Source organism: Marinobacter sp. JSM 1782161 (assembly GCF_011421605.1).
GTDB classification, from domain to species: Bacteria; Pseudomonadota; Gammaproteobacteria; order Pseudomonadales; family Oleiphilaceae; genus Marinobacter_A; species Marinobacter_A bohaiensis.
This window is the reverse complement of record NZ_WSSA01000003.1, coordinates 79167-92229: the sequence shown is the minus strand read 5'-3', so window position 1 is coordinate 92229 and position 13063 is coordinate 79167. Positions and strand designations below refer to the sequence as shown.

At 63.4% G+C, this 13063-nt stretch carries 14 protein-coding genes; 11 read left to right on the top strand and 3 right to left on the bottom strand.

The genetic code is table 11. The features are described 5' to 3' along the window. Position 1 precedes the first annotated feature (1 nt). From GQB00_RS13140 to flhB, 10 genes are all read left to right on the top strand, one after another. A complete protein-coding gene (locus tag GQB00_RS13140) occupies positions 2-349 on the top strand; it encodes an Hpt domain-containing protein (protein WP_165856679.1) in 348 nt (115 codons plus the stop codon). Between the two features lie 229 nt (positions 350-578). After that, positions 579-1868 carry a flagellar hook-length control protein FliK gene (locus GQB00_RS22090; RefSeq protein ID WP_165856678.1) on the top strand — a complete coding sequence of 430 codons (1290 nt, stop codon included), beginning with the start codon at positions 579-581 and terminating at the stop codon, positions 1866-1868. 159 nt (positions 1869-2027) lie between these two features. After that, positions 2028-2525, top strand: a complete 498-nt coding sequence (locus GQB00_RS13130; protein ID WP_165856677.1) for a flagellar basal body-associated FliL family protein — start codon at positions 2028-2030, stop codon at positions 2523-2525. Between the two features lie 57 nt (positions 2526-2582). After that, positions 2583-3581: a flagellar motor switch protein FliM gene (gene fliM / locus GQB00_RS13125; RefSeq protein ID WP_111497721.1), complete on the top strand. Its 999-nt coding sequence runs from the start codon at positions 2583-2585 to the stop codon at positions 3579-3581. Continuing rightward, complete coding sequence (fliN, locus tag GQB00_RS13120; RefSeq protein ID WP_165856676.1) at positions 3574-4089, top strand: flagellar motor switch protein FliN; 516 nt, start codon at positions 3574-3576, stop codon at positions 4087-4089. The genes fliM and fliN overlap by 8 nt, the downstream gene beginning before the upstream one ends. Before the next feature lie 56 nt (positions 4090-4145). Beyond that, entirely contained in the window at positions 4146-4613 is a 468-nt protein-coding gene (fliO, locus tag GQB00_RS13115) for a flagellar biosynthetic protein FliO (protein WP_165856675.1), read from the top strand. A gap of 5 nt (positions 4614-4618) precedes the next feature. Next, on the top strand, positions 4619-5371 hold the full coding sequence (gene fliP, locus GQB00_RS13110; RefSeq protein ID WP_207950822.1) for a flagellar type III secretion system pore protein FliP: 753 nt from the start codon (positions 4619-4621) through the stop codon (positions 5369-5371). A 12-nt stretch (positions 5372-5383) separates the two neighbouring features. Further along, positions 5384-5653: a flagellar biosynthesis protein FliQ gene (gene fliQ, locus GQB00_RS13105; RefSeq protein ID WP_111497718.1), complete on the top strand. Its 270-nt coding sequence runs from the start codon at positions 5384-5386 to the stop codon at positions 5651-5653. A 2-nt stretch (positions 5654-5655) separates the two neighbouring features. Next, positions 5656-6438, top strand: coding sequence for a flagellar biosynthetic protein FliR (gene fliR / locus GQB00_RS13100; RefSeq protein ID WP_111497717.1), 783 nt, complete (start codon positions 5656-5658; stop codon positions 6436-6438). Positions 6439-6465: 27 nt separating this feature from the next. After that, a complete protein-coding gene (gene flhB, locus GQB00_RS13095) occupies positions 6466-7602 on the top strand; it encodes a flagellar biosynthesis protein FlhB (protein ID WP_165856674.1) in 1137 nt (378 codons plus the stop codon). Positions 7603-7787: 185 nt separating this feature from the next. Here the strand turns inward: flhB and GQB00_RS13090 are convergent, their stop codons facing one another. The 3 genes from GQB00_RS13090 to upp form a co-directional block, all read right to left on the bottom strand. Then, positions 7788-8639 (bottom strand): class I SAM-dependent methyltransferase, encoded by an 852-nt coding sequence (locus GQB00_RS13090; protein ID WP_165856673.1) that lies wholly within the window; start codon positions 8637-8639, stop codon positions 7788-7790. A gap of 78 nt (positions 8640-8717) precedes the next feature. After that, positions 8718-9986 carry a uracil-xanthine permease family protein gene (locus GQB00_RS13085; protein ID WP_165856672.1) on the bottom strand — a complete coding sequence of 423 codons (1269 nt, stop codon included), beginning with the start codon at positions 9984-9986 and terminating at the stop codon, positions 8718-8720. Positions 9987-9988: 2 nt separating this feature from the next. Beyond that, complete coding sequence (upp, locus tag GQB00_RS13080) at positions 9989-10627, bottom strand: uracil phosphoribosyltransferase (RefSeq protein WP_165856671.1); 639 nt, start codon at positions 10625-10627, stop codon at positions 9989-9991. 206 nt (positions 10628-10833) lie between these two features. On the opposite strand from upp, the gene flhA reads away from it, so the two are divergent. Continuing rightward, complete coding sequence (gene flhA / locus GQB00_RS13075; protein WP_111497712.1) at positions 10834-13011, top strand: flagellar biosynthesis protein FlhA; 2178 nt, start codon at positions 10834-10836, stop codon at positions 13009-13011. Positions 13012-13063: the final 52 nt, after the last annotated feature.

Sequence of the window (13063 nt, the reverse complement as noted above, 5' to 3'; positions counted from 1 at the left end):
CATGAACGACAAGCCGCATCTGGACGATGAAGCGCTTGCAGAGCTACGCGAAGTCATGGAAAGCGAGTTCGACGTGCTGATAACGACCTACCTGAACGACTCCCGCGAGCGCCTCGACACGCTGCGCTCGGCCCTGGGCAGTCGCAATACCGATGCCTTTACCAAGTCCGCGCACAGCTTCAAGGGCAGTTGCATCAACATTGGCGCTCCCCGGCTGGGAGCCCTGTGTGGCGATGCGGAGATGGCCGGCAAGGAAGGACGACTGGATGCCGCGGCCGATGTGTTGACCGACATCGAGGACGAATTCTCGGTGGTCCGCGGTCTGCTGGAAAATACGCTGGCCCGCTGATTCAGGGAGCCCCGGGCGCAAGCGGGGCCCGGCCGTCCTTTCCAGGAGGGGGCTTTACAGGGGCGCCCTTTCCAGGAAGGTCCTTTCCGGGGTGGCGCCTGGGCGATTGGCATCCTTGTTGCTGAGCTTCCTCCAAACCGTTTGATTTGTGCCAAAGCGGCAAGGGGTTGCCATGTCTGGATTGGTGTTGACACCCGTTTCGTCCACGTCCGGAAATTCGACTGAAAGCGTGAAGAATAATGCGGCTTCGGAGTCCTCCTCCGAAGCCTTCGACGAGGTATCGGCGCGCGAGCAGTCGCGTCTAGAGGCCCGCGAGCAGCGGCAGCAACGTGCCGAACAGCGGGCTGAGGACCAGCGCCGCGCCGATCAGCGCCTGGAGGAAAAACAGGCGGAGGAACGGCGGCTGTCGGACCAGCGTGCGGAGGATCGCCAGCGCGCTGACCAGCAGGCGGAACGCCAAACCGAGAAGTCACGCGCTGAAGACGCTCGAGCTGAAGACCGCCGCAGCGCCGAACGCAGCGACAGGGCCGATAAAGCCCGCGACGATGAGGCGCAGACCGCGGATCGTTCCGACCGTGGGCGTGATGCCGATTCCGACAAGACCCGGACGGCCGAACAGGTGAGTGACGGAAGCCGGCAGGAGAGCGGCGACGATACCGAAATCACCGACAAGGCCAGTCTGCCCTTCCTGTTCAGTACGCCCACCGATGCCACGGCCCTGAAGGGCGCGCCGAGTGCCGCCACGGCGGTCCAGGGCTCGGCTGCCATCGGCGGCCAGCCGGGCACCCCCAAGCTGAGCCAGCTTCTGGACAAGGCGCTGGCGGCGGGCCAGGGAGCTTCTGACGCGGGAGCGCTCAAGGAAGGCCTGACCACAACGGCGAAGGGCGATCAGGCCGGCATCCTGCTGGGCAAGGCCGCGACCGCCGACGGCAAGGCGATTGATTTTTCCAGTCAACTGGCTGGTCTGCAGGGGGACAGCCAGTCCGGCAACCTGCAGAATAATGCCACCAGCCTGCAGCGCGGTCTGGAAGGGCGAGACGCCATGGCCGGACTGAAGAGCTATTCCACCAGCGTGGAGCTGCCGGTGCAGCATGCCGAGTGGGGTGAGAAGGTCGCCGGCAAACTGGCGTGGTTGACCAGCCAGCGCATGTCCGCCGCCGAGATTCACATCACGCCGCCCGACCTGGGCCCGCTGGAGGTTCGCGTCCAGGTCCAGCAAGACCAGGCCCATGTCACCGTGCACGCCACCCATTCGGCGGTTCGTGACCAGCTCGAACTCAACGGCCATCGCCTGCGTGATATGCTGCAGGAGAACGGGCTGAACCTGGACCGGTTCGAGGTCTCGGCGGAGACACCGGACCAGCAGGGCGGACAGCAGCAACTGGCCGGTGATGGCAGCGGAAGCGAATCCGGTGGATCCGGGCTTGCGTCCAGTGTTGAGGGGGAAGATGGCGAGCAGACCCTGGCCGGCGGCAGCCTCGATCTGAGTTGGCGTGGCGAGGTGGATCTGTACGCCTAGCCGGTGGTTCCACCAGGCTACGGTTTATGTCTTTCGACCCAGACGCTAAACTTCTGTTTTGTTTATGATCTGGCGGCATTCCGGGAAAGGTTGGCTCACTTATTGCTCAAACCTCCGGGTAGCGGGTCGAAACGACAATAAACTGACTGTTGGACATCTATGGCGGAAAATGCGGAAAAGCCGGGCGGCAAGGGCAAACTGAAACTGATCATCCTGCTGGTTGTGGTGATCCTGCTGGCGGTGGGCCTGTCCGTCGCCGGCACCCTCTGGTTCCTGAAATCGGGTGACGACGGCGCCGAGGCGGACGCCGATAGCGAGGCGGAAACCGCCGAAGTGTTCGAGCCCAGCCACTACTATTCCATGAGCAAACCCTTTATCGTCACGCTTGCCAGCGAGGGCCGACAGCGCTACATGCAGATTTTCGTGGCCCTGCAGAGCCGCGACCAGGCCGCACTCGATGCCGCGCAAACGCACATGCCGCTGATTCGCAGCCGTTTGCTGACCCTGTTCGGGGCCCAGGATTTCCAGGCGATGCAAACGCCCGAGGGCAAGGAGGCGTTGCTGCAGAAAGGGGTGGAGACCGTCAATCAGGTCCTGAAACAGGAAGGTGCCGAACCGGTTGACCAGATCCTGTTCGAGAATTTTGTGCTGCAATAGTCGTCAGCCCGTTTGATCACAACAGACAGATCGAACCCGTGAGGTCGGATTAAAGGTATGCAGGACTTACTGTCACAAGACGAAATCGACGCGCTCCTGCACGGCGTTGACGATGGTGACATCGACACCTACGACGAGACGGACGACACCGGGGTCAAGTCCTACGACCTCTCCAGTCAGGACCGTATCGTCCGTGGGCGCATGCCCACCCTGGAGATGATCAACGAGCGTTTTGCCCGCTACACCCGGATCAGTCTCTTCAACCTGCTGCGCCGCAACGCCGACGTTTCCACCGGTGGTGTCCAGATCATGAAGTTTGGTGAGTACATACACACGCTGTACGTCCCCACCAGTCTCAACCTGGTCAAGATGCGGCCGCTGCGTGGCACCGGGCTGTTCATCCTCGATGCAAAGCTGGTGTTCAAGCTGGTGGATAATTTCTTCGGCGGGGAGGGGCGCCACGCCAAGATCGAGGGGCGTGAATTCACCCCCACCGAGACCCGCATCGTACAGATGATGCTGGACATGGTGTTCAAGGACATGCGCGAAGCCTGGAACGCCGTGCTCAAGATCGACTACGAGTACCTCAGTTCCGAGGTCAATCCGGCCATGGCCAACATTGTCAGCCCCAGCGAAGTGGTGGTGGTCAGCACCTTCCACATCGAACTGGACGGCGGCGGTGGCGAGCTGCACATGGCGCTGCCGTACTCGATGATCGAGCCCATCCGCGACGTGCTGGATGCCGGCGTCCAGAGTGACATCGACGAAGTCGACGAACGCTGGGTAAATGCCCTGCAGGAAGACATCAAGGCGGTCAACGTGCCGGTCAACGCCACCGTTTGCCGGCGCCGGCTGAGCCTGCGTGATATCGCCAAACTCAAGGCCGGGGACGTGATTCCGGTGGAGCTGGAAAACGATCTGACGGTGACGGCCAACGGCATTCCCATCTATAAGGCCCAGCTCGGGACCCGGGACGGCAACCTGGCACTGCGCGTGACCGATCGCACGGCACGACCCAAAGTGAAGAAACAATTGAAGGTGAACAGGCATGGCTGACGACGATCAGAAAAAAGACCCGCAGGAGATGAGCGAAGACGAGAAGCTCGCCGCCGAATGGGAGGCTGCCATGTCCGAGTCCGGTGACGATGCTGGCGAGGACCAGGACGGTGGCCGTGACGATGAGTGGGCAGCGGCCATGGCCGAGGCGGGCGAGGGCGAATCCGAGACCGCCGGCGATGTGAAGGCGGCGCCCATGGAGGAGTTCGGCATGGACGGTGGCGTCCAGCAGGGCGACGGCCTGGCGCCGGACCTCGACGTGATCCTCGACATCCCGGTGACCATCTCCATGGAAGTCGGCAACACCCAGATTCCCATTCGCAACCTGCTGCAACTCAACCAGGGCTCGGTCATTGAGCTGGACCGTCTGGCCGGCGAGCCGCTGGACGTACTGGTCAATGGCACCCTGATCGCCCATGGCGAGGTGGTTATGGTGAACGAGAAGTTCGGCATTCGGCTGACCGATGTGATCAGCCCGGGCGAACGCATCAAGCGGCTCTCCAAGTAGCCTGTATTTCCGGAACCCGGCCGCCGTCGGGGTTCCGTCGAGGTGGAGGAAAGACCTTGCAACGTATCCTGTTCAGCGGATGGTGCCTGCTGGCCAGCCCGGTCCTCTGGGCCCAGAGCCAGCCCGCCGCTGAGGCCGCCACCAGCAACGGCCCGGACAGCCTTGGCTCGCTGCTGACGCTGGCGCTCGGCCTGCTGGCGGTGATTGCACTGATCTTCGGCTGCGCCTGGCTGGTCAAGCGCATGAACGGCCTGTCCGGCATGAACAGCCAGGCCATCAAGATCGTCAGCGTCATGTCCGTCGGCGCGCGTGAGCGCATCGTCCTGATTGAAGTGGGCGGCACCCAGATTCTCGTCGGCATCACGGCCAATACCATTCGCACCCTGCATGTTTTCGATGAGCCGGTGGTGGACGGCAAGGCGGGCAACGACAGCGAGTTTGCCAAGCGCCTGCAGGCCATGATCGGTCGCAACTGGGGCGGGCCGTCGTCCACCTCCCGTCGCGACGGCGGAGGTGACGCGTGACGCGCCTGTCCGGCTGGCTGGCGGTACTGATCCGGGCCCTGCCGCTGCTGTTGCTGGCGTGGCCGGCGCATGCCGACCTGCCGGGCATCCCGGCCGTCACCGTGACGCCGTCCGAGGACGGCGGCGGCGAGGAGTACTCGGTCACGCTGCAGGTCCTGGCGCTGATGACGGCGCTGACGTTCCTGCCCGCCATGCTGATGATGATGACGTCCTTCACCCGCATCATCATCGTTTTCGCCATCCTGCGGCAGGCTCTGGGCCTGCAATCGACGCCGTCCAACCAGATCCTGATCGGCCTGACCCTGTTCCTGACCATCTTCATCATGCGCCCGGTGCTTGAGCAGGTGAACGAAGACGCGCTGCAGCCTTACATGGCGGAGGAGATTGCGCCGCTGGAGGCGGTTCAGCGGGCATCCGAGCCGTTTCGTGAGTTCATGCTGGCGCAGACCCGGGAAGACGATCTGGGTCTGTTCATGCGCATCGCCGACGAGCAGGCCGCGACGCCCCAGGACGTGTCCTTCTGGGTGCTGATGCCGGCGTTCGTGACCAGCGAACTGAAAACCGCGTTCCAGATCGGCTTCATCCTGTTCATCCCGTTCCTGATTATCGACATGGTGGTGGCCAGCGTGCTGATGGCCATGGGTATGATGATGCTGTCGCCGATCATCATTTCGTTGCCGTTCAAGATCATGCTGTTCGTGCTGGTGGACGGCTGGGCCCTGATCATGGGAACCCTGGCATCGAGTTTCGGGATATAGGGGAGGTCGTTCATGACGCCGGAAACCGTCATCGACATCATGCGTGAAGCCCTCTGGATGATCGTGCTGTTGTCCGCCATGATCATCGGGCCCGGCCTGGTGGTGGGGCTCATCGTCAGTACCTTCCAGGCGGCGACCCAGATCAACGAGCAGACGTTGAGCTTCCTGCCGCGACTGCTGGTCACGCTGATCACGATCATCGCCTTCGGCCCCTGGATGCTGACGCAACTGACCGATCACGCGGAACGGCTGATTTCCAACATTCCCTACCTGATCGGTTGAGCATGGCGCTGGAGATCGCGGCCGACGGCATCGGTCAATGGGTTGGGCAGCATCTCTGGCCGCTGTTCCGCATCGCCAGCTTCATGATGACCATCCCGTTCGTCGGCGCGGGCCTGGTGCCGGCGCGCATCCGCCTGGGGCTGGCGCTACTGATGACCATCCTGGTGGTGCCCCTGATTGGCGACGTGCCGCGGGTGGACGCGCTGTCGGGCGATGCGGTGGTGATCACCATCCATCAGGTGATGATCGGCGCCGGTCTGGGGTTCGTGCTCACCGCGCTGTTCCAGCTGTTCGTGATCGCCGGGCAGATGATCGCCATGCAGATGGGGCTGGGTTTCGCCTCCATGGTGGACCCGTCCAACGGCGTTAACGTGCCGGTGCTGTCGCAGATCTACACCATTACCGTGACCCTGTTGTTCCTGGCCATGAACGGCCACCTGGTGGCCTTCGAGATCTTCCTCGAGAGTTTCCGCACGCTGCCCATCGGGCAGGGGGGGCTGGGCCCTGATGCCTACTGGGAGCTGGCCCACCGCATCAGCTGGATGTTCGTTTCCGCCATGATGTTGGCGCTTCCGGCCGTGACGGCGGTGCTGATCGTCAACATTTCATTCGGCGTGATGACCCGAGCGGCGCCGCAGATGAACATCTTCTCCCTCGGTTTCCCGATTGGCCTGATTTTTGGATTGTTTGCGATCTGGGTGCTGCACGGCGATTTTCTGCCGCACTTTGACCAGTACACCCGGGAGACCTTTGAATTCATGCGCTCGCTGGAGCGTCTTCCCTGACGCAACGGCGGGAATTGGGTTGCCATCATGGCTGAAGAAAACGAAAACAGTCAGGAAAAGACCGAAGAGGCCACCCCCCGAAGGCTTGAGAAGGCCCGGGAGGAGGGCCAGACCGCGCGCTCCCGTGAACTGGCGACCATGGCGGTGTTGTTGGCCGGCGCCAGCGGCCTGCTGATGTTCGGCTCCAGCCTCGGCGCCTCGCTGGAAGGCATCATGCGTCACAGTTTTTCGTTCGACCGCATGAGCGCCTTCGACACCAACCAGATGGCGATCATGCTGGGTGCGGCGGCCGAGGATGCCGCCATTGCGCTGTCGCCGATCCTGCTGATGCTGCTGGTGGCGGCGATCGCCGGGCCCATCGGCATCGGCGGTCTGCTGTTCAGCGGCAAGGCCATTGCCCCCAAACTCAGTCGCATGGACCCGCTCAAGGGCCTCAAGCGCATGTTTTCCATGCGTTCACTGATCGAGCTGGTCAAGGCCGTCGCCAAGGTGGCGCTGGTGATGGTGATCGCGGTGGTGATCCTGGATTTGCGCACCGAGGATTTGCTGTCCATCGCCGAGGAAGCGCCAGTGCCGGCCATGGAACATGTGGTCTGGACGCTGGGCTGGAGCTTTTTCCTGCTGTCCTGCGCCACCATCATCATCGCCGCCATCGACGTGCCCTTCCAGATCTACGACCACCAGAAAAAGCTGCGCATGACCAAGCAGGAGGTCAAGGACGAGTTCAAGGACACCGAAGGCAAGCCGGAAGTCAAAAGCAAGATTCGCCAGCTGCAGCGGGAAATGGCCCAGCGCCGCATGATGCAGGATGTGCCGACCGCGGACGTGGTCATCACCAACCCGACCCATTACGCGGTGGCGCTGAAGTACGACCAGAAAAAAATGGCGGCGCCGATTGTGGTCGCCAAGGGCGCGGACCAAGTGGCCTTCAAGATCATGGAAATCGCCCGCGAGCACAAGGTCGACGTGCTGCGCACCCCGCCGCTGACCCGGGCGGTCTATCACAACACCGATGTGGGCGGCGAAATCCCCCACGGGCTCTACGTGGCCATCGCCCAGGTGCTGGCCTACCTGTTCCAGCTGCGGCGCTATCGTCGCGGTCAGGGCGAGCGCCCGGGCATGCCGGACTTCCCGATTCCCGGCGATCTGCGGCGGGACAGCTAGTGTCCCTTACACAAGGCTGGGCTGGCAACATTCCGGGGGCTTGGCGTTTTTATCGGCAGCCTGCCGGCTGCTCCGAAGCTGAAGCTCCGGCTACATTGGTAGCAACTGCTCGGGCATGCAGCAGACGCTTGAGCTTCTGAGGCACTGTTGGTGCCCGGGCCGGCTCCTCCTTTGCATCGACCGACTCAACTCCTCGCATCCAGCACCCGCACCAGTGGCGTCCCCCGACTTTCCGGAATCGGCAGCCGCCTGTAGTAAGCCTCCGGATCAATCGCCTGCACATCATCAAAGCCGAGCCCGCCCAGGTGCCGGGCGGCCGAGGCACCGTCGTGAAAGTGAAAGCTCACGTCGGCCCGGGTCATTCGACCCAATGCACCGCGCAGCAGATCCAGCCCGCGACCGAGTAGTTTGCCATCCGGCTGCAGGTAGGTTTCCGTCAGGTAGGCCGAGCCCGGCCGTTGTGCCAGGCAGCGCGCCAGGCGACGCCAGAACCGGCTGATGTCGTCGAGAGAGAAATAGCTGGTGAGACCCTCGGTGACCACCAGCAGCGGCCGTCCCGCGTCAAACTGGTCCTCGATCACCCGTTCCAGGGCCAGGGGGCCGCCGTCGGCGAAGATATCGATGGGGCGGACCTGGTGATGCTCGCCCAGAAAACCGTGGGTGGCGAGATAGGCCGCCTTGCGGGTGGCCATGGCGGGCAGGTCGGCTTCCAGCACCTGCAAGTGAGGATAGCGCCGGCGCAGCCGGATACCACGAGGTGACAGGCCGCAGGCGATCTCCAGCACCTGGCCGATGCCACGGTGCTCGATGGCGTCGTGAATCAACTGGTCAATGATCAGGTGGCGTTGCAGCAGGAACGTGCGGATGTTGCCGCCGGTGACCAGGCGGCTCAGGCCCTCGAAGGGCGTCATGAGGTTGTACAGGGTATGGCCGGCGGGCGGGGTGAGCCCGTCTTCCGAGAGGCCGTTGTGCTGCCAGACGGCGCCGGTGTAGAGGGCGGTGAAACTGATGCCGGAACTGTCGAGCGGGCGTGTCATGGTCGCTCCTTGGTTATCAGGGCTGATCCCCTGAAAACCGCGCGCCGCCGGCTGGCGGCGCGCTGCTCAAGGGCCCGCTTATTCTGCCGCCGGAGTATCGCCCTTGGATGCGGCCGAGGCGCCCCAGGCCGCCTGGCTGCCGGGCAATGCCAGGTTCAGGCCGATGGCGACCAGACCGCACAGGGCGATGCCCTCGATGTGGCCCAGGGCCATGCCGCCAATGCCGAACACCAGCGTCACGCCGACGATGACCAGATTGCGGGCTTCGGCCAGATCCACCTGGTGACGGATCAGGGTGTTCAGCCCCACCACGGCGATGGAGCCGAACAGCAGGCACAGGATGCCGCCCATCACTGGCACCGGGATGGTCTGCAGGGCGGCGCCGAACTTGCCGATGAAGGCCAGGACCACAGCGACGATGGCCGCCCAGATCATCACCCGCGGGTTGAAGTTGCGGGTCAGCATGACCGCGCCGGTCACCTCGGAATAGGTGGTGTTGGGCGGGCCGCCGAGGAAAGCCGCGGTGCTGGTGGCGACACCGTCACCCAGCAGAGTGCGGTGCAGGCCCGGCTTGTTCAGGTAGTCCTTGCGGGTCACCGTGCCGATGGCCAGGATGTCGCCGATGTGCTCGATGGCCGGGGCGATGGCCACCGGGATCATGAACAGGATGGCGCCCCAGCTGAATTCCGGTGTGACGAAGTTCGGCAGCCCAAACCAGGCCGCTTCACGTATCGGCGTCAGGTCGACGATGCCGACGATCGCCGACAGCACGTAGCCGACCAGTACGCCGAACAGGATCGGGATCAGCCGGAACATGCCGCGGCCAAAGACCGAGAACAGGATGGTGGTGACCAGCGAAATCATGGCGATCCAGATGGCGGTGTCGTAGGGCACCAGCTGGGCGCTGCCGTCGCCGGCCTTGCCCATGGCCATGTTGACCGCGGTCGGCGCCAGGCCCAGACCAATCACCATGATCACCGGGCCGATCACCACGGGCGGCAGCAGGCGGTTGAGGAAACCGGTGCCGCGCAGTTTCACCACGCCACTGAGGAGCATGTAAAGGAGGCCGGCGGCGACCAGGCCGCCCAGGGTTTCCTCCATGCCGAACTTGGCCTTGGCGGACAGGATCGGGGCAATGAAGGCAAAGGAAGAGGCCAGGAAGATCGGGATCTGGCCGCCGGTGATGATCTGGAACATCAGCGTGCCCACGCCCGCCGTGAAGAGCGCGACGTTCGGATCCATGCCCGTGATCAGGGGCATCAGTACCAGTGCGCCGAAGGCGACCAGCAACATCTGTGCGCCGGCGACGGCCTGGCGCCATACCGGTTCGTTCGGGGTAGCTGGCATGCTCAGTTATCCTTTTGCTTGGTGCCGAAGATCTTGTCGCCGGCATCGCCCAGGCCAGGCAGGATGTAGCCTTTCTCGTTGAGGCGATCGTCGATCGAGGCGGTGTAGATGGACACGTCCGGATGGGCCTCCAGCACTTTCTCGATGCCTTCCGGCGCGGCCACCAGAACCAGGGCTCGAATCTCGGTGCTGCCCGCTTTCTTGAGCAGTTCGATGGTGGAGATCAGCGAGCCGCCGGTCGCCAGCATGGGGTCGACGATCATCGCCAGACGCTGGTCCAGTTCGCCCACCAGCTTCTCCAGGTAGGTGCTCGCTTCCAGGGTTTCCTCGTCGCGGACCTGGCCGACCACGCTCACGCGGGCGCCGGGGATCAGGGTGAGGACGCCTTCGAGCATGCCCATTCCGGCACGCAGGATGGGGACGATCGTCACTTTCTTGCCGCTGAGGCGATCCACTTCGACCGGGCCGGCCCAGCCTTCGATGGTCTGTTTTTCCAGATGGAAATCCTGGGTGGCTTCGTAGGTCAGCAGGGCGGTGACCTCCTGTGCCAGCTCACGGAAGTTCTTGGTGCTGATGTCCGCCCGGCGCATGAGGCCGAGTTTATGGCGGATCAGGGGGTGCTTTACCTCAAGGACGGGCATGGCTCACCTTCTTTTCAGAATAGGAACATAAAATCTCACCAAGGATACCTCACTTGCCCGGTCCAGTCAGTCAGGGGTGCCCCGGATAAAGCTTCTTGCGGCGATTGGTATGGATATTGCGAAAACCCCTCCAGATGCGGTCGTGCCGTCAAAAAAACGACATCGCGGCACAGACAAACGTTGATCGAGCTGGAGAGTTTCGGGCTGTGGACAGAGCGCTGGTCCTGAATAACGTCAAATCCCTGACAAACGGCAATCTCGGGATCCCGATCCTGCTGATGGCGCTGCTGGGCATGATGATCCTGCCCATGCCGGTGTTCCTGCTGGACGTGCTGTTTACGTTCAACATCACCCTGTCCATCGTCATCCTGCTGGTGTGTGTCTACGCGCTGCGGCCGATGGAGTTCGCCGCTTTCCCGACGGTGCTGCTGGTGGCCACGCTGCTGCGCCTGGCGCTGAACGTGGCCTCGACCCGGATCGTCCTGCTCAACGGTCACGAAGGCGGCGACGCCGCCGGTAAGGTGATCGAATCGTTCGGCGCGGTGCTGATCGGTGGTAACTACGCCGTCGGTCTGGTGGTCTTCGCCATCCTGGTGATCATCAACTTCATGGTCGTGACCAAAGGTGCCGGCCGGGTTTCGGAAGTCAGCGCCCGCTTCACCCTGGATGCCATGCCCGGCAAGCAGATGGCGATCGACGCGGACCTCAACGCCGGCCTGATCAACCAGGACGAAGCCAAGGCCCGCCGCTCCGAGATTGCCCAGGAAGCCGACTTCTACGGCTCCATGGACGGTGCCAGCAAATTCGTGAAGGGCGATGCCATCGCCGGTCTGCTGATCCTGTTCATCAACATCGCCGGCGGCGTGGTCATCGGCATGCTGCAGCACGCCCTGTCCTTCGGCGATGCCATGCGCAGCTACGCGTTGCTGACCATCGGTGACGGTCTGGTCGCCCAGATCCCGTCGCTGCTGCTGTCCACCTCCGCCGCCATTATGGTGACGCGGGTGACCTCCAGCCAGGACATGGGCCAGCAGATCCTGTCGCAGATGTTCACCGCGCCGCGGGTGCTGGCGATTGCCGCCGCGATCCTGATCATCCTGGGCATCATCCCCGGCATGCCGCACGTGGCGTTTATCGGGCTGGGCCTGATTGCCGGTGCGGGTGCCTACTACATCTGGAAGCGCCAGCAGCAGGCGGTTGAGGAAGACGACAGCGTCTTCCCGGCGCGGGGTGGTGGCGTTCCTCGCACCGCGCAGCCGGCCGGTCCGCAGGGTGGTGAAGGCGGCGGTCAGGGGCAGGCGCTGCCGGGGCCGGCGGAATCCAAAGAGTTGGGTTGGGACGACGTCTCCACCGTCGACATCGTCGGCCTGGAAGTGGGCTACCGCCTGATTCCGCTGGTGGACAAGTCCCAGGGCGGGCAACTGCTGACCCGGATCAAGGGCGTGCGCAAGAAGCTGTCCCAGGATCTCGGTTTCCTGATGCCGTCGGTCCATATCCGCGACAACCTGGACCTGATGCCCAATGTGTACCGCATCACCCTGATGGGCGTGACCATCGCCGAGGCGGAGATTCATCCGGACCGGGAGCTGGCCATCGACCCGGGGCAGGTGTTCGGCAAGATCGAGGGCATTGAGGGCAAGGACCCGGCGTTCGGCCTGGATGCCAGCTGGATCGAGCCCGACAAGAAAGATCAGGCCCAGACACTCGGCTACACCGTCGTCGATGCCAGTACCGTGGTGGCCACCCACCTCAACCAGATCCTGCAGAAGCACGCCCACGAGCTGCTGGGGCACGAGGAGGTCCAGAAGTGGCTGGAACAGCTGGAGAAGGTCTCGCCCAAGCTGGCCGAGGAGTTGGTGCCCAACACCGTCTCCATCAGTCTGCTGCTGAAAGTCCTGCAGAGCCTGCTCCAGGAAGAGGTGCCGATCCGCGACATGCGCTCGATCGCCGAGGCCATCGTCAACGTCCAGCCCAAGACCCAGGACGCTCGCGTGCTGACCACGGCGGCCCGGCAATCGCTGCGGCGAATGATCGTCCAGAGCATCTGCGGCGGCGATCACGAAATCCCGGTGATCACCCTGGATCCGGAGTTGGAACAGATGTTGCTAAAGTCCATGCAGCAGAGTCAACAATCCGGCGGTCAGGACGATATCGGCCTGGTGCTCGAACCCAACATGGTCGAGCGACTGCAGCGTTCCCTGCGCGACGCCGCCCAGCGTCAGGAGATGATGGGCAAACCGGCGATCCTGCTGGTGTCCGGGCCGTTGAGGCCGGTCATGGCCCGTTTTGTCAGCTATGGCGTAGAGCGCTTGCACGTCCTGTCCTATCAGGAAGTGCCGGATAACAAACAGATCACGATTGTGGCATCGGTGGGCCAGCAGTAAGGCAAGGCCGGCCCGCAGAGCAGGGCGTCGCTGACGGCGGCGCCGACGGAGG